Raw genomic sequence first — 17,114 nt, forward strand, 5'->3', positions numbered from 1 at the left:
GGGGCGGCGCCGCGTCGGGGCCGCTCACGGTGTGCGTGTGCCTGCTCTACAGCGTGTGCTCGTCGGCGACCGAGAGGGCCGCGTCCAGGGCCGCGAGTCCTTCCTTCGCCTCGGCCTCGGTGATGTTGCAGGCGGGGACGACGTGGGTGCGGTTCATGTTGATGAAGGGCCAGAGACCGTGCTTCCTGCAGGCCGCGCCGAAGGCCGCCATCGGGGCGTTGGCCTCTCCGGTCGCGTTGTACGGGACCAGGGGCTCGCGGGTCTCCCTGTCGCGGACCAGCTCCAGCGCCCAGAAGGCGCCCAGGCCGCGCACCTCACCGACGGACGGGTGGCGCTCGGCGAGCTCCCGCAGGCCGGGGCCGAGGACGTGCTCACCGAGGTGTGCCGCGCTCTCGACGACCTTCTCGTCCTCCATCACGTTGATCGTCGCGACAGCCGCGGCACAGGCCAGCGGATGGCCGGAGTAGGTGAGCCCGCCGGGGTAGGGACGGGTCTCGAAGGTGGCGGCGATCTCGGCGTTGATCGCGACGCCGCCGAGCGGCACGTAACCGGAGTTGACGCCCTTCGCGAACGTCATGAGGTCCGGCACGACGCCGTCGTGGTCCGCCGCGAACCACTTCCCGGTGCGCCCGAAACCGGCCATCACCTCGTCCAGCACGAACACGATCCCGTACCGGTCGCAGATCTCGCGGACGCCCGCGATATAGCCGGGCGGCGGCGTCATGATGCCCGCCGTGCCGGGGATCGTCTCCAGGACGACGGCGGCGACGGTGGCCGGGCCCTCGAAGGCGAGCGTGTCCTCCAGATGCTGGAGCGCGCGGGCGCACTCCTCGGCCCCGGTCTGCGCGTAGAACGGTGACCGGTAGAGGAACGGCGCCCAGAAGCGGACGACACCCGCGGAACCGGTGTCGGACGCCCAGCGGCGCGGATCGCCGGTGAGGTTGATCGCCGTGGCGGTGGCGCCGTGGTACGAGCGGAAGGCGGAGAGCACCTTGGGGCGCCCGGTGTGCAGCCGGGCCATGCGGACGGCGTTCTCCACGGCTTCGGCGCCGCCGTTGGTGAAGAAGATCTTGTCCAGGTCGCCGGGGGTCCGCTCGGCGATGAGGCGTGCCGCCTCCGAACGCGCCTCGACGGCGAAGGCGGGGGCGAACGTGGCGAGCCTGCCGGCCTGCTCCTGGATCGCCGCCACGACGGTGGGGTGCTGGTAGCCGATGTTGGTGAAGACGAGACCACTGGTGAAGTCCAGGTAGCGGTTGCCGTCGTAATCCCAGAAGTACGCCCCCTCGGCGCCGGCGACGGCGAGCGGGTCGATCAGGCCCTGGGCGGACCAGGAGTGGAACACATGGGCGCGGTCGGCGGCCTTCACGGCCGCGCCCGCTGCGGAGTCGACGTACGGGGCGCGAGGGGCATCGGTGCTCATGCGGCGAGCGTATGCGGGGGCGCGGGGCGTGCTCCATGGCCACTGTGTACGGCGTGGGCCGCACGGCTCGGCAGGGTGTCGGGTCCACGGCCGCGACCGGTCGATCCATTGACAGCATACTGTCGTCATGACAGCCTTCTGTCATGGAGCTGAACAAGGCATCCGTCTTTCCTCGATGGAGGTCACCATGACCGGCAAGAGCGTCCACCTGGCCGTCTACGACACCTTCGCCGACTGGGAGCCGGGCTTCGCCACGGCCCAGCTCACCGACCACGGCCACACCGTGCGGACCGTCGGCCTCACCACCGCGCCCGTCACCACCATGGGCGGGATGCGCGTCCAGCCCGACCTGACGCTCGACGGCCTGGCGCCCGGCGACAGCGAGCTGCTGATCCTCACCGGCGCCTCGCTCTGGGACACCGGCGACGCGCTCGCCCCCTTCGCCCGCGCGGCACGGGACTTCCTGGACGCCGGTGTGCCCGTGGCGGCCATCTGCGGGGCGACCGCGGGGCTGGCCCGCGAGGGGCTGCTCGACGACCGCTCGCACACGAGCGCCGTCTCCTTCTATCTCGCCGCCACGGGATACGCGGGCGGCGCGCACTACGTGGAGGCCGACGCGGTGACGGACGGCGGCGGGGCGTCCCGCGGCGCTCTCGTCACGGCGGGGCCGACCGAGCCGGTCGCCTTCGCCCGCGAGATCTTCGGGCTGCTCGGGGTGTTCGGGCCGAAGCAGCTGGACGCCTGGTACCGGCTCTTCCACGACTCGGACGCGAGCGCCTACGAGGAGCTGAACAAATGAGCGGTACGGCGGACGGGAAGGCCGACGACCCCTCGCTGCTCAGCCGCACCGCGATCGGGGTGTTCCGGCTCAACGGCCGGTTCCTGTCCGTCGCCGAGGAGCTGGCCGGGCCCGCCGGGCTCACGGCGGCCCGGTGGCAGGTCCTCGGCGCGGTCCTGACCGAGCCGCTTCCCGTGTCGGGGATCGCCCGCGCGATGGGGATCACCCGGCAGAGCGTGCAGCGGATCGCCGACCTGCTGGTCGACCGGGGTCTCGCCGAATACGTCCCGAACCCGGCCCACCGGAGGGCCAAGCTGCTCCGGCCCACCGAGGAGGGCCGGACGGCGGTGAGCCGGATCATCCCCGCCCACGCGGAGTTCGCGGCGCGGCTGGCCGGTGCGCTGGGCGAGGAGGAGTTCGCACGGACCGTCCAGGTGCTGGAGCGGCTCTCCGACGCCATGGACACGCTGTCGTCCCCGGCCGCACAGCAGCGGGCACCGTCCGGGGGCTGAAGGGCGGTCCCCGGGCACCCGCGCCGCTATTCTCGACCCACGGTCCGCCATGGCCGTACGGGGGAGGAAGCGCACCATGGAGAAGCTGGGCTCCGGCGATCCGCAACGCGTCGGCGGCTACCGCCTGCTGGGCCGCCTCGGCGTCGGCGGGATGGGCCAGGTGTTCCTGGCCCGCTCGGACCGGGGCCGCACCGTCGCACTCAAACTGGTACGCCCCGAGCTCGCCGAACTGCAGCACTTCCGCGACCGGTTCCGCGCGGAGGTGCAGGCCGCCCGGCGGGTCGGCGGTTCCTGGACCGCGCCGGTGCTCGACGCCGGAGTGGACGCCGCGGTTCCGTGGGTGGCCACCGGTTACGTCGCGGGCCCCTCGCTCCACCGCGTCGTCTCGGGCCTTCCGGGCGCCCGTGTGGCCGAATCCGGGGCGTACGGCCCCCTCCCCGAGCGCTCCGTACGCATCCTGGGCGCCGGGCTCGCGGGGGCCCTCCAGGACATCCACGGCGCCGGGCTGATCCACCGTGACCTGAAGCCGTCCAACGTCCTGATGACGATCGACGGCCCCCGGGTCATCGACTTCGGGATCGCCCGGGCCCTGGAGACCGTCGCCGACGGCGGCCTCACCCGCACCGGCGCGATGATCGGCTCCCCCGGATTCATGTCGCCCGAGCAGGTGCGGGGCGAGCGGGTGACGCCCGCGTGCGATGTGTTCTGCCTCGGCTCCGTGCTGGCGTACGCGGCCACCGGACGGCTGCCGTTCGGTGTGGCGGACAGCGGGGCCCACGCGCTGATGTACCGGATCGCGCAGGAGGATCCCGACCTCACCGGCGTACCCGTCGACCTGGTCGAGCTCATCCGGGACTGTCTGGCGAAGGACCCGGCCGCGCGGCCCTCCACGGACAGCGTCCTGGAGCGGCTCGGCGACACGGACACGGCGGAGCCGTGGCTTCCGGGCGCGCTGATCGCCCAGCTGGGCCGGCACGCGGTGGAGCTGCTGGATTCCGAGGACCCGGAGGAGAGCGGCCCCGTGGAGGGCCCGCGGACGGCGCCGCCCGCGCCGGCACGGCCTCTTGGCGCCCCGTACGTGCCTGCCACGGTGGTCGGGCCGCCCGCCCCGGTGCCGCAGCCGGCGTCGTACGGCTACCCGCAGCAGCCCGCCCCCGCCTACGGATACGGGATCAATCCGCCGGCCGGCTCCCCGCCGCCCGCACCCGAGCGCCGCGGGGCGGGCTCCACGCTGCTGCTGCTGGCCGTCGCCCTGATCGTAGCGGTGGGAACAGGCTGGGGGGTCTACGCCTTCATGCGGAGCGGGGACGGCGACCCCACGGTGTCCGCGACCGGCAGCGCCTCCCCGTCAGACGACGGCTCCACCGGGAGCTCGGGCGGCAAGGGCCCGGACGGCGAGAGCTCCGACGACACGAACACCGACGGCACGGACCCGGACGGCACGGGCGACGACGGCACCGTCCCGGCCGGATTCCTGGGCACCTGGTCCGGGACCGTCGAGGGCGACGTGGGAGCGTCCACCCGGCAACTCGTCGTGCGACAGGGCGACGTGGGGGACACGGTGCTGTCCCTCACGGCCGAGGGCCCGCTCGACACCGGTGGCTCCTACCGCTGCGTGTTCCAGGCCGGCCTGGCGAGCGAGCCCGCCCCCGGCGGGCCCGTCCGTATCGGCCCTTCCCGGGTCACCGAGGGCGAACCCCGGTCGTCGTGCACCCCGGGGGAGCCCACCGTCCTGACGCTGCTGCCCGACGGCTCCCTGCGCCGCGAGATCACCGCCACCGGCCAGAGCCTGACGTACACGAGAACAGGCTGAGCGGTACGAGCCCGGGGGCCCGGCTCACGCCGTGGGACCCCGGCCCGGCTCACGCCGCGAGGTCGACCGCCCGGAACGCGAGCCACAGGTCGTACCGCGCGCTGGGCGTCTGCAGCAGCGACCGGCACAACAACGCCTGGAGCCGGGTGAGTCGCTTGCGCGCACCGGGCACGGAGATGCCCAGTTCGACGGCTGTCGGACTGAGTTGGGCCTCGCAGCGCAGCCACGTGCGCAGGGTCTCCTCGGCCATCGGTCCGGCCTGGGCGATGATCCGCAGTTGCTGGGCGGCCCAGTCCTGGACTGCGGGGGCGCGCAGGACCGTGTCGAGGTCCTCGGGCGCCGCGGAGCCACCGGGGGCGGAGCGGCGCAGGGCCGGAGTGGCCCTGATCCGCAGCGCCAGGTCGACGGCGGACTGGTCCGACACCCGGTTCAGGTCCATGCCGAGGAGTTCACCGACGAGCTTCAGGCGGGCGGCCAGGGTGTTGCGGTGGATCTTCAGGTGCTGGGTGGCGTGGGAGGAGAAGGCCAGCCAGGACGCCACGGTCGCCGACAGCTCCTGGCTGCCGGGGTCCTGCGAACGGCGCGGCAGATGCGCGAGGAGGGGTGCGAGCAGGGCGTCGGCCCACCGCGCGCCGGCGGCGCCGGCCACCAGCGCGGGCTCCGGGGCGGCGCCGAACCGGGCGTGGCGTCCGGGGAGCCCACGGGCGACGGCGAGGGCGTGGAAGGCCTGCTGGTAGGCGGTCGCCGTGTCGGGCAGCCGCACTTCCTCGCTGACGCCCACGACACAGTCGTCCACGAGTCCGGCGACGGCCGGCCCGAGTGCGCGCCCGCTCTCCGGCCCTTCCTCGTCCGCCTCCTCGTCCGCCGGCGCGATGAGGATCAGGTGCCGGGCGTAGACCGGGCAGCGCACGATCCAGGTACGGCCGCCGGAGACGTCCGTACAGATCCGGGCCACCTCGTCCCGCTGTCCGCCGGAGCACTCGACGACGCAGACGCGTACGGGATCGGGGAGTTTCGGCCGCAGGGCGCCCGCCACCTGATGGGCGATGGAGAGCTGGCCCGTCATCAGCAGATGCAGCACGGCCTCGCGGCCCCGGGACTCGGCGAGGTCCACCCGCCGTCGTTTGCGTTCGACGCTCTCCGACGCCCAGGACAGCGCCAGCGGCATCACCGCGTCGGCCATGAGCGTGGTCAGCCCGCCGGGCAGCGGCTTGGGCGCGACGAGGGCGAGGACCGCGCCGTCGGTTTCGGGCGTCCGGTCGAGGGGAAGCAGCAGCGCGGAGCACTCGTCGGTGTCGAGGGCGTACGAACCGGCGCCCCGGGCCGTCAGTTCCCGCGCCGCACGGGCGGCGAGTCCGGCGGCTTCGTGTCCGGGCCAGCGGACGTTCCCGGCGACGGCCTGGAGCACCGTGCCGGCCCCGTCCAGGATCCCGGCCCAGCCCTCGGCCCGCTGGGCCAGCCTGCGCAGCAGCTCCGGCGACCCGCCGGTCCGCGCCAGCCGGTACATCAGCAGTATGTCGTCGGCCCGTTCACGCGCACGCACGTGTCCTCCGTTCCTCCCCGAAACCGGAGTGCAGAGTACCGGTCCGGCTGTGCGGTTTGATACCCGTCGGAGGCCACGCAGTGCGATCTGAATCTCCCCGCGTGCCGTCCCGCCCACCTAAAGTCCCCAGCGTGTTCCGGGACGTTCGGGGGACGTCGGGGGACGTCAGGACGTCCCGGATCCGGGGGCCTGAGGACGTCGGGGGACGTCCGGACGGCACGGCGGCAGCGGCTCACGGGGGTGGTCGCTGTCGTCGGTCCGCGGCGACTGTCAGTGGTGCCGCCTAGCGTGGTTCTCGACCGTGTCGTACGCCGGAGAGGGCCCCTGCTGTGGAATTCCGCATGGAACGTGGTGCGCTGACCGATGCCGTCTCCCGGGCGGTTCGGGTGCTGCCCGCGCGTTCCCCCGTTCCCGTCCTCGGCGGGCTCCTCCTCGAAGCGGACACCGGCCGACTCCTCGTGTCCGGGCTGGACTTCGAGGCCTCCGTACACGTCGAGACGGAGGCGCACACCGTCCGGCCGGGGAAGGCCCTGGTCATGGGGCGGCGGCTGCTCGACATCTGCAAGGTGCTGCCCGAAGGGCCCGTGGAGTGCGCCGTGGAGGGTTCCCGCTTCACGGTCACGGGAGACGGCTCCCGCTTCGGTCTCTCGCTCCTGCCCCTCGACGACCATCCCGCCCTGCCGCCCCTTCCGGAGGTGCGCGGAGCGGTGGACGCCGGGGAGTTCGCCTCGGCGGTGGCGCAGGTCGCGGTGGCCTCGGGGCGCGACGACACCCTGCCGACGCTCACCGGTATCCGCCTCGGGCTCGACGGCTCCACGATGACCCTGGCGGCGACGGACCGGTACCGCTTCGCGGTGCGCACCCTGCCGTTCGAGGCGACCGCGCCCGACGTGACGGCCGATGTCGTGGTGTCGGCCCGCCGGCTGGCCGAGATCGCCCGGTCGCTCGGCAGGTCCGGGCAGGTCGATGTGGCCGTGGACGGGGGTTCGGTCGGATTCCAGCACGCCGGTACGCGTACGACGGTGCGCCTGCTGGACGGCAGACTGCCGCGTCACGACAAGCTGTTCGCGCTGGCGGACCCCGCAGTCGTGGTGCTGGACCGGGTTCGCCTGGTGGAGGCCGTCAGGCGGGTCTCCGTGGTCGCGGACGGCGGCAGTCCGCTCCAGATGTCCTTCTCCGCCGGCCCGGAGGGATCGGTGCTGCTGCAGGCGGGGTTCGAGGACGACGTGGCCTCGCAGCGGCTGCCGACGGCCTCCCCCTGTGACGCGGAGATGACGGTGGCCTTCAACCCCGTGTATCTGATGGACGCCCTGTCCTCCTTCGAGGACGCGACCGTCCGGATGGAGCTGATGGGGCCGGGACAGCGCGCCATGCTCACCGGAGGTGAGGGCACCGGGGCGGCCACGCACCAGCACCTGCTGATGTCCGTGAAACCGGCGCTGCTCTGACGGGGCAGGCCACAGCGACGCCCGCCGCTCACCCCGGGAGGAACGCCGTCTCCCCCACGGCGGCCAGCAGCCAGATGGGGAATTCCGGATCGGCCTGCCCCACGGCGAGACCGAGCCACCGCGTGCCGCCGGGCACACGCCAGACCTGCATGCTGCCCGCCAGATTGCAGAGCTGCCCCATCGGCTCGGGAACGGCGGCGCGCACGCCGTCCTCGTCCCCCTCCAGATACGGCCAGAGGTCGACGGTCTCCGGCTCGCCCCACCGCCCGCTCAGCGCGGTCGCCAGGGCACTGAACTCGTTCTCGATCTCCTGCTCGGCGGGTTCGACGCGCTCGGGTGACCGGTCGTCCCAGAAGTCCTGGCTCGCCCGCAGGATCAGCAGGTGGTGTCCGGGCCCGCTGCTGCGCACGCCGTTGTCCTCGCTCTCCTCCCCGGCCGGGTACGGCAGGGCGAGAACGCTGTCGATCAGGGTGAGCCGGCCCTCGGTGGTCGTGGGAGGTGTGGCGTCGCTGTCCGTGGCGCCGCTGTCCGTGGCGCCGCTGTCCGTGGCGCCGCTGTCCGTGGCGCCGCTGTCCGTGTCCATGGTCGGTGATCCTGCCAACCGCCCACCCCGGGGCACGAATCGGGGGCGTGCCCGGCCGCCGCCGGACACGCCCCCGCTCCCCGGGGTGGGGCCGGGTTCAGCAGCTCAGGTTCGAGCCGGGTGTGGTGCCGAGGATCTGCACGAACGCCCGGTACTTGTCGATGCGGCTCTGCACCTGGGCGGGGTTGCCGCCGTTGCACTCGATGCTGCCGTTGATCGAACGGATCGTCTCGCCGAATCCGGCGCCGTTGACGATGGCGTTGTGCGGGGTCATGGTGCCGGGGCCGGACTGGGTGTTCCAGTACCAGAGACCGGTCTTCCAGGCGATGGCCGCGTTCTGCTCCACCTGCCAGGGATTGCCCAGCAGGTCGATGCCGAGCGCGTCACCGGCGGCCTTGTAGTTGAAGTTCCAGCTGAGCTGGATCGGCCCACGGCCGTAGTAGGCGGCCTGACCGGCCGGGCAGCCGTAGGACTGGCTGGTGTCGCAGTAGTGCGGGTAGTTCGCGGTGTTCTGCTCGACGATGTGCACCAGGCCACCGGTCTCATGGCTGACGTTGGCGAGGAACGCCGCCGCCTCCTGCTTCTTGACCGCGTCGCTGCCGGTGTTGGCGAAGCCGGGGTAGGCACTCAGGGCCGCGGTGAGACCGCTGTAGGTGTAGAAGGAGTTCCGGTTCGGGAACATCTGGTTGAACTGGGACTCGCTCACGACGAAGCCGGAGGGGGCCGGCTCCTCCGGGTCCGTACTGCCGCCGGATCCGCAACTACCCTGGTCGGCCCAGACGTCGGCCGTACCGGGCCGCTCGTTCTGGGTCCACCACTTCGCGGACCAGTTGTGCCCGCCGTAGGAGGCCGATCCGCCGCCCGTGTAGACGGAGGAGGCGCTCCAGGCCGGGGCGCAGGCGGCGGCCGACGCCGTGGAGGCGGGGAGGAAGACGAACGTCGCGATGACCGCGCCCAGCGCGGCGATCAGGCTCATGACACGTTTGGCCACGTGATCACTCCTTCGGCGCGGCGCCCGCGGTGAGCGAGCGCCGCCATGGGGGGTTGGGGCCACTCAAGCGCCGATGGTCTGGACCTGTCAAGGTCTAGACCAGAACTCGCCGGGTCGACCCGGGCCGTCCAACTCCACTGCGAAGCGGGCTTGTTGAACAAAAGACGAACTTCACCGGAAGGAATCCGGAGGCTCCCCTACCCCACGGCCCCCGGCCGTACGGTGACGCCGTCCGGCACCCCGCACCCACGAGGGAGCGCGAGCAACATGGATTCGTTGTTCACCCCCGAGAACGTCGTCGCCGTGCTCACCGCACTGCTGGGCATCCTGACCTCGGCCGGTGTGCTCTGGTACGAGCGGCGTGTCCCGCGCCGCAAGCGCATCGGCTACCGCGTGCAGATGGACACCCCGATAGGCAGCGGAGTCAGCCAGGGCCGGGTCAACGTGCGGGTCGGCCTCTTCAACGAGACCCCGGGCATGGCCGACGCCACCCTTGTCCTGCTCCGCATCGAGAACGACGGCTCGCAGTCGATCGGCGAGGACGACTACCCCCAGCGCGCCGTGCACCCCGGCCTCACCGTCGAGTTCTCGGGCCGCACCGTACGCGGTATCGCCGTGACCCATGCGCCGGGCGCCGACCATCTGATGGACACCTTCACCCCGGACGACGCCGTCCAGCACAGCGGCTCCCTCATCTGGCTGCCGCGCGTCCCGCTCAACCGCAACGAGCACTTCAAGCTCCTGGTGCTGCTCACGGGCTCGAACGTGGGCGGCCCGATCACCGTCACCGGGAGCATCCGGGACGGAAAGGTGGAGCGGAACAAGGCGGCCCGCCCCGACGAGAAGCCCCCGATCTTCGGCCGGGGGGCCAGGCTCATCACCGTGGCCCTCACCGCCTGTGTCATCGCCCTCGCCGGCATCATCGTCGTACGGGACGACTCCCCGCCCCCGATGGACTGCGCCGTCGGCACCCTCACGGTCACCGGCTCCACCGCGTTCAAGCCGGTCCTGGAGGAGCTGGAGGAGAAGTACGAGGACGAGTGCGAGGGCGCCGAGGTCCGCCTCGACATCCATGGCAGCAACGCCGGGGTGCGGAAGCTCGACGCCCTGGGGGCGCAGGCGGGACAGGCCGGTTCGCCCGCCATGATCGCGCTGTCCGACGGCCCTCGGCCGGCCGCTCTCACCAAGCTGCACGGGAAGCCGGTCGCGATCTCGCTGTTCTCCCTCGTCGTCAACGACACGGTGCCGGTGAAGAATCTGTCCCTCGACCAGATCAGACGGATCTACCGCGGCGAGATCCGCAACTGGAACGAGATCGTCGAGGGCGGCCCCGACCTGGAGATCCGCCTCGTCAGCCGGGACGCCAACTCCGGCACCCGCGAGGTCTTCCAGCGCCGCGTCCTGCAGACCAACGAGCTCGCCACGTCCTCGCGCGACTGCACCACCAAGGACTACGCCGACGCCCCGGTCATGCGCTGCGAACTCGACGGCACGGACCAGGTCCTGTCCGAGGTCGCCGAGCTGGACGGCGCGATCGGCTACACCGAACTGCGGAACGGCGAAGTCCCCGACGGGGCCCACCGGACGGCCATCGACGGCACCACCCCGTCCGTCGACACGATCGGCGCCGGCAGCTACCCGTACCAGGAGATCGAGTACGCGTACACCTACGGATCACCCCCCGCGGAGTCCCTGGTGGCCGGATTCCTGAACTACCTCGACAACTACGGCGAGGAGATCATGCGCACCAACGGCCATCTGCCCTGCGCGACCCCGAAGGGGATGCGGCTCTGCGGGAAGGGCTGAGCCGTACCGGAGTAGGGGGCCGGGGCAGCACCCTGGTATCTGGTGGCGCGGCCGGACCCGTTCCTAGCATCCGCGCCCATGACCACCCGACGGATCACCCTCACCGCACGCCGTGTCGCGCTCAGCGCCTGGGACGCGGCCACCCTGCTCCCCCGCGGGGCGGCGGCACTCACCGCGGCCGCCGCGGGCCGCGGCGGGTCCGCGCGCTCCCTGCTGCGGGCCGGCGCGGGACCCGGCACACCGCGCCCGGGAGCCGTGCGGGCAGCCGGCCACGCCGTGGCGACCGTGCTGCTGGGCGCGCTCTCCCTGGTCCTGACCGGCGTGCTCCTGATGGCCATGGCCCGCGGGCTGTTCTACGGGTTCGTGGACCAGGGCCCCTACGACCACTCCTGGGGCGGCCCGAGCAAGGCGGGGGCCTGGCTCGCGCACTTCGCCGTCGCCGTCCCCTGCGCCGTGGCCGCCGTCGCCGCGCTCTGTGGCGTCGCCCGGTTGCAGAAGCGGCTGACGGCGCCGCTGCGCGGGGAGCGCAGGCCCGGCTGGGTGCTGCCGGCGGTACTCGTCTGCTCCGCCGCCGGGGCGCTGTTCGTGGTCGCGTTCCTCCGCCAGCTCCCCTGACGGCATCCGCCCCGGTCAACGGCGACGGCCGGGCCTTCCACGGAGGAAGGCCCGGCCGTCGTGCTGAGATCCCCTACAGGAAGGAGTTGATCTCGATGGTCTCGGTACGGCCGGGGCCGACACCGATCGCGGAGATCGGGGCGCCGGACATCTCCTCCAGCGCCTTCACGTAGGCCTGCGCGTTCTTCGGCAGGTCGCCGAAGGTCTTGGCCTTCGTGATGTCCTCGGACCAGCCCGGCAGCATCTCGTAGACCGGCTTCGCGTGGTGGAAGTCGGTCTGGCTGTACGGGAGCTCCTCGACGCGCTTGCCGTCGATCTCGTACGCCACGCACACCGGGATCTGCTCCCAGCCGGTCAGCACGTCCAGCTTGGTGAGGAAGAAGTCGGTGAGGCCGTTGACCCGGGTCGCGTACCGCGCGATCGGGGCGTCGAACCAGCCGCAGCGGCGGTCACGGCCGGTGGTGACACCGCGCTCACCGCCGATCCGGCGCAGCGCCTCGCCGTCCTCGTCGAGAAGTTCGGTCGGGAAGGGACCGGCACCGACGCGGGTGGTGTAGGCCTTGAGGATGCCGATGACCCGGCTGATCTTCGTCGGGCCCACGCCGGAACCGGTGCAGGCGCCGCCCGCGGTCGGGTTCGACGAGGTGACGAAGGGGTACGTGCCGTGGTCGACGTCCAGCAGAGTGCCCTGACCGCCCTCGAAGAGGACGACCTTGCCCTCGTCGATGGCGTCGTTCAGGATCAGCGTCGTGTCGGCGACGTACGGCTTGATCTGCTCCGCGTACTGGAGCATCTCCTCGACGATCTTGTCGGCCTCGATCGCGCGCCGGTTGAAGACCTTGGCGAGGAGCTGGTTCTTCTGCTCCAGGGCCGCCTCGACCTTCTGCTCCAGGATCGACTCGTCGTAGAGGTCCTGGACGCGGATGCCCACACGGTTGATCTTGTCGGCGTACGTCGGGCCGATACCGCGCCCGGTCGTGCCGATCTTGCGCTTACCGAGGAAGCGTTCCGTCACCTTGTCGACGGTGACGTTGTAGGGAGTGATCAAATGAGCGTTGCCGCTGATCAGGAGCTTGGACGTGTCGACGCCTCGCTCGTTCAGACCGCTCAGCTCGGAGAGCAGGACCGCCGGGTCGACGACGACACCGTTACCGATGACCGGGGTACACCCCGGCGAAAGGATTCCGGAGGGGAGGAGATGCAGTGCGTACTTCTGGTCGCCTACGACGACCGTGTGGCCGGCATTGTTGCCGCCCTGGTAGCGCACCACATAGTCAACGGATCCACCGAGGAGGTCGGTGGCCTTCCCCTTGCCCTCGTCACCCCACTGAGCACCGAGCAGCACAAGTGCGGGCACAGGCGTACACCCCTTCCGGGCGGGGCATGTCCAAGGTCAGGGGGCGTACGTAAAGGTCGTACCTGCCGCACGACGATGTACGGCAAAGCCTGAGCCGTCGAACCGGGTGCCCCGGAATAGACGAAGCCCCTGGCGCAATAGCGCAAGGGGCTCTTGCACCAAGATGCTACCCGAGGAAGGACCGAGGTGTCGGCTGCAGAGCCCCCCGGCGACGGCGACCACCAGCTACTCGTGCTCATCGACCCCCTTGCCCGCCGCTACGACGGCGAGTCCGTGCGCATCGCGAAGGACGTGCTGAGCGCCGGCGCGCACGCCAAGATCTGCTTCGCGGACGGCCCCGACGAATTCGCCAGAGCCCTGCACCGGCGGGGCTCCAGGCGTCCGGTCGTCGTCGGCGACGACCACGCGCTGCTGCGCGCCGTGTCCCAGCTCCACCGGGAGAGGGAGCTGGCGGACAGCACGCTCTCCCTGATCCCGGTCGGCGCCGCGCACACCCTGGAGCTCAGCTACGCGCTCGGCGTGCCCAGGGGCGCCGTGGCGGCGGCCCGCACGGCGCTCGACGGCACCGCGCGCCGGCTGGACCTGCTCGTCGACGACAGTGACGGCGTCGTCCTCGGCGAGCTGCGCATCCCCGCGGCCTGGCCCTCACCGGGTTCGTCCCACACGGTGTGGGACACCTGCCGGTCCCTGGTCGCCTCGCTGGTCCGCCCCGCCCCGGCCTCGTCCGCGAACCCCTCCCGCCCCCATCGGCTGAGGGTCGAGGCCGACGGTGTCCTGCTGCACGACCTGGACCGGCCGGTCGAGGGCGTCTCGGTGACCGCCCAGGGCGACGGAGGCCTCGCCGACGTGGTGATCCGCACGGCCTCCGGCACGGCCCGCACGGCGGAGGCCAAGGCGGTCACGGTCTCCGGGCCCGACTTCCGCTACCGGGCGGACATACAGATCGCGGGTCCGGTCAGGACCCGCACATGGACCGTACGCGCAGGGGCCTGGGGGCTGGTGCTCCCCGCGGCGGGGGCCTGAGGGCCGGGCGCCAGGGCCTCAGGCCGACGGCTTGCGGCTCTCGCGCCACCGCTCCAGGAGGCCGACCAGCTCCGTCTGCATGAACTCGAAGAACTCCGCGGTCTCCGCGAGGCGCGCCCCCGCCGGGGTGTCCTCACCGAGGGAGCGCGCACCGTCCTTCAGGGTGCGCTCCCAGCGGGTCAGCACCTGGTCGCGGTTGGCGAAGGTGGTGTACCAGATCTCGTCGTGCAGGCGGTAGCGGTCGCGCCGCGAGCCAGGGTCCCGCTCGCGGCCCACCATGCTGACCTGGGTCAGGTAGTTGATCGCACCCGACACGGCGGCCGGACTGATCTGCAGCTGCCGCCCGAGGTCTGCCGAGGTCATGGAACCGTCGTCGTCCGCGAGGAGCGCCGCGAAGACGCGCGCGGCCATCCGCTGCATCCCCGCCTCGGTCATCTCGGCCGCGAAGCGCTCGACGAAGCGGGACACCGCGTTCTCGTCACGCCCGCCCGCGCCGATCTCCGTCCTTCCGGACGCCTCGGTCCCGCTGGCCATAGCGTCTGCCGCCTCCCCTTCTCCGGTCACGGCCCCAACTTTATACGCTTCCTTAACTTCACAACTTTATGAAGTCAGCGTACTTTCAGAAACATGACGAAGGCAATCACCGTGTCCGGACTGCACAAGTCGTTCGGGCGGACACGCGCACTGGACGGCCTCGACCTCACCGTCGAGACCGGCGAGGTACACGGCTTCCTCGGGCCCAACGGCGCCGGGAAGTCCACCACCATCCGGGTCCTCCTGGGGTTGCTGCGGGCCGATTCGGGCGCGGCCCAGCTGCTCGGGAAGGACCCGTGGAACGACGCCGTGGAGCTGCACCGGCGCCTGGCCTACGTGCCCGGCGACGTGGAGCTGTGGCCCGGACTCACGGGCGGCGAGGCCATCGACCTGCTCTCGCGTCTGCGCGGCGGGGCCGACAAGCGGCGCCGCGACGAGCTGATCGAGCGCTTCGACCTCGACCCGACGAAGAAGGGCCGCGCCTACTCGAAGGGCAACCGCCAGAAGGTGGCCATCGTCGCCGCGCTGGCCTCCGACGCGGAGCTGCTGCTCCTGGACGAGCCGACCGCCGGCCTCGACCCCCTGATGGAGGTGGTCTTCCAGGACGTGATCCTCCAGGCGAAGGCCGTGGGCAGGACCGTGCTGCTCTCCAGCCACGTCCTGGCCCAGGTGGAGAAACTGGCCGACCGGATCAGCATCGTCCGGCTGGGCAGGACCGTGCAGTCCGGGTCGCTGAGCGAGCTGCGGCATCTGACGCGTACGTCGGTCGAGGCCGAGACGGACCGGCCCGCCACCGGGCTCGACGGCCTGCCCGGGGTGCACTCCGTGGAGTTGGGCGACGAGGGGCCGGGAAGCCGGGTGCGGTTCGACGTGGACGGCGGCCACCTCCCCGCAGCCGTGAGCAGGCTCGCCGAATACGGCGTACGCAGCCTGATCAGCCATCCGCCGACCCTCGAGGAGCTCATGCTGCGCCACTACGGTGACGAGCTCGCCGTGGGCGGCCACCCCGACGGAGGCGGCCGATGACCGCCACCACCACCCGGGCGCCCGCGCCCGCCCGGTCCGTCACGCGGAGCGGTGGCGCCCTGGCCGGCACCCGCACCCTGATCCGGTTCGACCTGCGCAGGGACCGCGTCCGGCTGCCCGTCTGGATCCTCGCCCTGTTCGCCGGTACGGCCTCCACGGCGAGCAACTACACGACGCTGTACGCCGACCCGGCGGACCGCGCCTCCGTCGTCACCACCATGAAGAGCCCGGCCGGACTGGCCATGACAGGGCCCGAGCACTATCTCGACGACTACACCTTCGGCGCGATGACCGGCCATCAGATGCTCGGCTTCATGGCCGTGCTCGTCGGCCTCATGAGCGTTCTGATCATCACCCGCCACACCCGGGAGGAGGAGGAGACCGACCGCGCCGAGCTGGTCCGCTCCACCGTCGTCGGCCGGCACGCGCACCTGGCAGCCGCCCTGTCCGTCGCGGTGCTCGCCAACCTCGCGCTCGCGCTGCTGCTGGCCGTCGGTCTCGGCTCGATGGGCATCGACTCCGTCGACACCGGCGGCTCTCTGCTCTACGGCTTCTCGCACGCGGCCGTGGGCATCGTCTTCGCCGGTGTCGCGGCGGTCACCGTCCAGCTCACCGCGCACACCCGGGGCGCTTCCGGCACGGCCATGGCGGTCATCGGCCTCGCCTACGTCCTGCGGGCAGCCGGTGACGCGGGCGGCAACGACGCGCTCTCCTGGCTCTCCCCCATCGGCTGGGTCCAGCGCACCTATCCGTACGTGGACGACCGCTGGTGGCCGCTGCTGCTCTGCGCGGCACTCGCCGTCCTGTGTTCCGGCGCCGGGTTCGTCCTGTCCACCCGGCGGGACGTGGGGGCCGGGCTGCGCGCCGCACGGCTCGGCAGCCCGGTCGCGTCCGGGTCGCTGACCCGGCCGCTGGGCTTCGCGCTGCGGCTGCACCGCTCCGTGCTCGCCGGCTTCGGCGCCGGGCTGTTCCTGATGGGCGCGATGTACGGGTCGATCCTCGGCAGCGCGGACGACATGCTGAAGAACATCGACCAGCTCCAGGAGGCGCTGGAGGACATCGGCGGCACGACCATGGCCGAGTCCTTCGCCTCGATGGTCATGGTGGTCCTCGCCGTCGTCGCCGCCGTGTACGTGGTGATGGCCGCCCTGCGGCCGAGGTCCGAGGAGAACGCGGGCCGGGCGGAGCCGCTGCTCGCGACCGGTCTGTCCCGCGCCCGCTGGGCGGGCAGCCACCTCGCCGTCGCGCTGGCGGGCGGCACACTGATGCTGCTCCTCGCGGGGCTCGGCATCGGTGTCGCGGGGGCTGCGTCCGCCGGTGACTCCGGGCTGCTCCTGAAGCTGGTGGGGGCCGCGCTGGCGTACGCTCCGGCGCTCTGGGTCACGGTCGGAGTGACGGCCGTCCTCTTCGGCTGGCTGCCCCGGGCGGCGTCGGCGGCCTGGGCCGTACCGGCGTACGCATTCGTGGTCGGCTACCTGGGCCGGCTGCTGCGGTTCCCGCACTGGATGAACAACGTGTCACCCTTCGGCCATGTGCCCCAGCTGCCCGCGGCCCCCATGAGCTGGACGCCCATGGTGGTGCTCACGCTGATCGCCGCCGCCCTGATCCTGCTCGGACTGCAAGGCTTCCGGAGGCGTGACCTGCAGACCAAGTAGGGAACCGGCC

The 17,114-nt window shown here is 72.1% G+C and carries 15 protein-coding genes; 9 read left to right on the plus strand and 6 right to left on the minus strand.

Annotated features, from left to right (window positions below; genetic code table 11):
• Positions 1–46: 46 nt before the first annotated feature.
• Positions 47–1,420, minus strand: a complete 1,374-nt coding sequence (locus AB0P41_RS25425; RefSeq protein WP_365934343.1) for an aspartate aminotransferase family protein — start codon at positions 1,418–1,420, stop codon at positions 47–49.
• A 187-nt stretch (positions 1,421–1,607) separates the two neighbouring features.
• Here AB0P41_RS25425 and AB0P41_RS25430 point away from each other — a divergent pair, with 187 nt between their 5' ends.
• From AB0P41_RS25430 to AB0P41_RS25440, 3 genes are all read left to right on the plus strand, one after another.
• Positions 1,608–2,219, plus strand: coding sequence for a DJ-1/PfpI family protein (locus tag AB0P41_RS25430; protein WP_356713896.1), 612 nt, complete (start codon positions 1,608–1,610; stop codon positions 2,217–2,219).
• Positions 2,216–2,710, plus strand: coding sequence for a MarR family winged helix-turn-helix transcriptional regulator (locus AB0P41_RS25435; RefSeq protein WP_365934344.1), 495 nt, complete (start codon positions 2,216–2,218; stop codon positions 2,708–2,710). Before AB0P41_RS25430 ends, AB0P41_RS25435 begins: the two co-directional genes overlap by 4 nt.
• Before the next feature lie 76 nt (positions 2,711–2,786).
• On the plus strand, positions 2,787–4,523 hold the full coding sequence (locus AB0P41_RS25440) for a serine/threonine-protein kinase (RefSeq protein ID WP_365934345.1): 1,737 nt from the start codon (positions 2,787–2,789) through the stop codon (positions 4,521–4,523).
• A gap of 49 nt (positions 4,524–4,572) precedes the next feature.
• On the opposite strand, the gene AB0P41_RS25445 is transcribed toward AB0P41_RS25440, so the two are convergent.
• Positions 4,573–6,030 carry a helix-turn-helix domain-containing protein gene (locus AB0P41_RS25445; protein ID WP_365934391.1) on the minus strand — a complete coding sequence of 486 codons (1,458 nt, stop codon included), beginning with the start codon at positions 6,028–6,030 and terminating at the stop codon, positions 4,573–4,575.
• 365 nt (positions 6,031–6,395) lie between these two features.
• Here AB0P41_RS25445 and dnaN point away from each other — a divergent pair, with 365 nt between their 5' ends.
• Entirely contained in the window at positions 6,396–7,514 is a 1,119-nt protein-coding gene (dnaN, locus tag AB0P41_RS25450; RefSeq protein WP_365934346.1) for a DNA polymerase III subunit beta, read from the plus strand.
• A gap of 28 nt (positions 7,515–7,542) precedes the next feature.
• On the opposite strand, the gene AB0P41_RS25455 is transcribed toward dnaN, so the two are convergent.
• Positions 7,543–8,097 carry a hypothetical protein gene (locus AB0P41_RS25455; protein WP_365934348.1) on the minus strand — a complete coding sequence of 185 codons (555 nt, stop codon included), beginning with the start codon at positions 8,095–8,097 and terminating at the stop codon, positions 7,543–7,545.
• A 97-nt stretch (positions 8,098–8,194) separates the two neighbouring features.
• Positions 8,195–9,088 (minus strand): glycoside hydrolase family 19 protein, encoded by an 894-nt coding sequence (locus AB0P41_RS25460; RefSeq protein ID WP_356713902.1) that lies wholly within the window; start codon positions 9,086–9,088, stop codon positions 8,195–8,197.
• Positions 9,089–9,355: 267 nt separating this feature from the next.
• Between AB0P41_RS25460 and AB0P41_RS25465 the strand changes: the two genes are divergently transcribed.
• Together AB0P41_RS25465 and AB0P41_RS25470 are read left to right on the plus strand one after the other, a co-directional pair.
• Positions 9,356–10,894, plus strand: coding sequence for a substrate-binding domain-containing protein (locus AB0P41_RS25465; protein WP_365934351.1), 1,539 nt, complete (start codon positions 9,356–9,358; stop codon positions 10,892–10,894).
• A gap of 78 nt (positions 10,895–10,972) precedes the next feature.
• The gene (locus AB0P41_RS25470) at positions 10,973–11,509 is read left to right on the plus strand and encodes a hypothetical protein (RefSeq protein WP_365934352.1); all 537 of its coding nucleotides are present in this window, start codon (positions 10,973–10,975) and stop codon (positions 11,507–11,509) included.
• A gap of 73 nt (positions 11,510–11,582) precedes the next feature.
• Here the strand turns inward: AB0P41_RS25470 and AB0P41_RS25475 are convergent, their stop codons facing one another.
• Positions 11,583–12,866, minus strand: coding sequence for an adenylosuccinate synthase (locus AB0P41_RS25475; RefSeq protein WP_356713905.1), 1,284 nt, complete (start codon positions 12,864–12,866; stop codon positions 11,583–11,585).
• A gap of 186 nt (positions 12,867–13,052) precedes the next feature.
• Here AB0P41_RS25475 and AB0P41_RS25480 point away from each other — a divergent pair, with 186 nt between their 5' ends.
• A complete protein-coding gene (locus AB0P41_RS25480) occupies positions 13,053–13,889 on the plus strand; it encodes a diacylglycerol kinase (protein WP_356713906.1) in 837 nt (278 codons plus the stop codon).
• Between the two features lie 18 nt (positions 13,890–13,907).
• Here AB0P41_RS25480 and AB0P41_RS25485 read toward each other — a convergent pair whose 3' ends face one another.
• Positions 13,908–14,324, minus strand: coding sequence for a MarR family transcriptional regulator (locus tag AB0P41_RS25485; protein ID WP_356713926.1), 417 nt, complete (start codon positions 14,322–14,324; stop codon positions 13,908–13,910).
• 192 nt (positions 14,325–14,516) lie between these two features.
• Between AB0P41_RS25485 and AB0P41_RS25490 the strand changes: the two genes are divergently transcribed.
• Positions 14,517–15,449 carry an ABC transporter ATP-binding protein gene (locus tag AB0P41_RS25490; RefSeq protein ID WP_365934355.1) on the plus strand — a complete coding sequence of 311 codons (933 nt, stop codon included), beginning with the start codon at positions 14,517–14,519 and terminating at the stop codon, positions 15,447–15,449.
• Positions 15,446–17,104: an ABC transporter permease gene (locus AB0P41_RS25495; RefSeq protein WP_365934356.1), complete on the plus strand. Its 1,659-nt coding sequence runs from the start codon at positions 15,446–15,448 to the stop codon at positions 17,102–17,104. The genes AB0P41_RS25490 and AB0P41_RS25495 overlap by 4 nt, the downstream gene beginning before the upstream one ends.
• Positions 17,105–17,114: the final 10 nt, after the last annotated feature.

The organism is Streptomyces sp. NPDC079167, assembly GCF_040686735.1.
Lineage (GTDB): Bacteria > Actinomycetota > Actinomycetes > Streptomycetales > Streptomycetaceae > Streptomyces.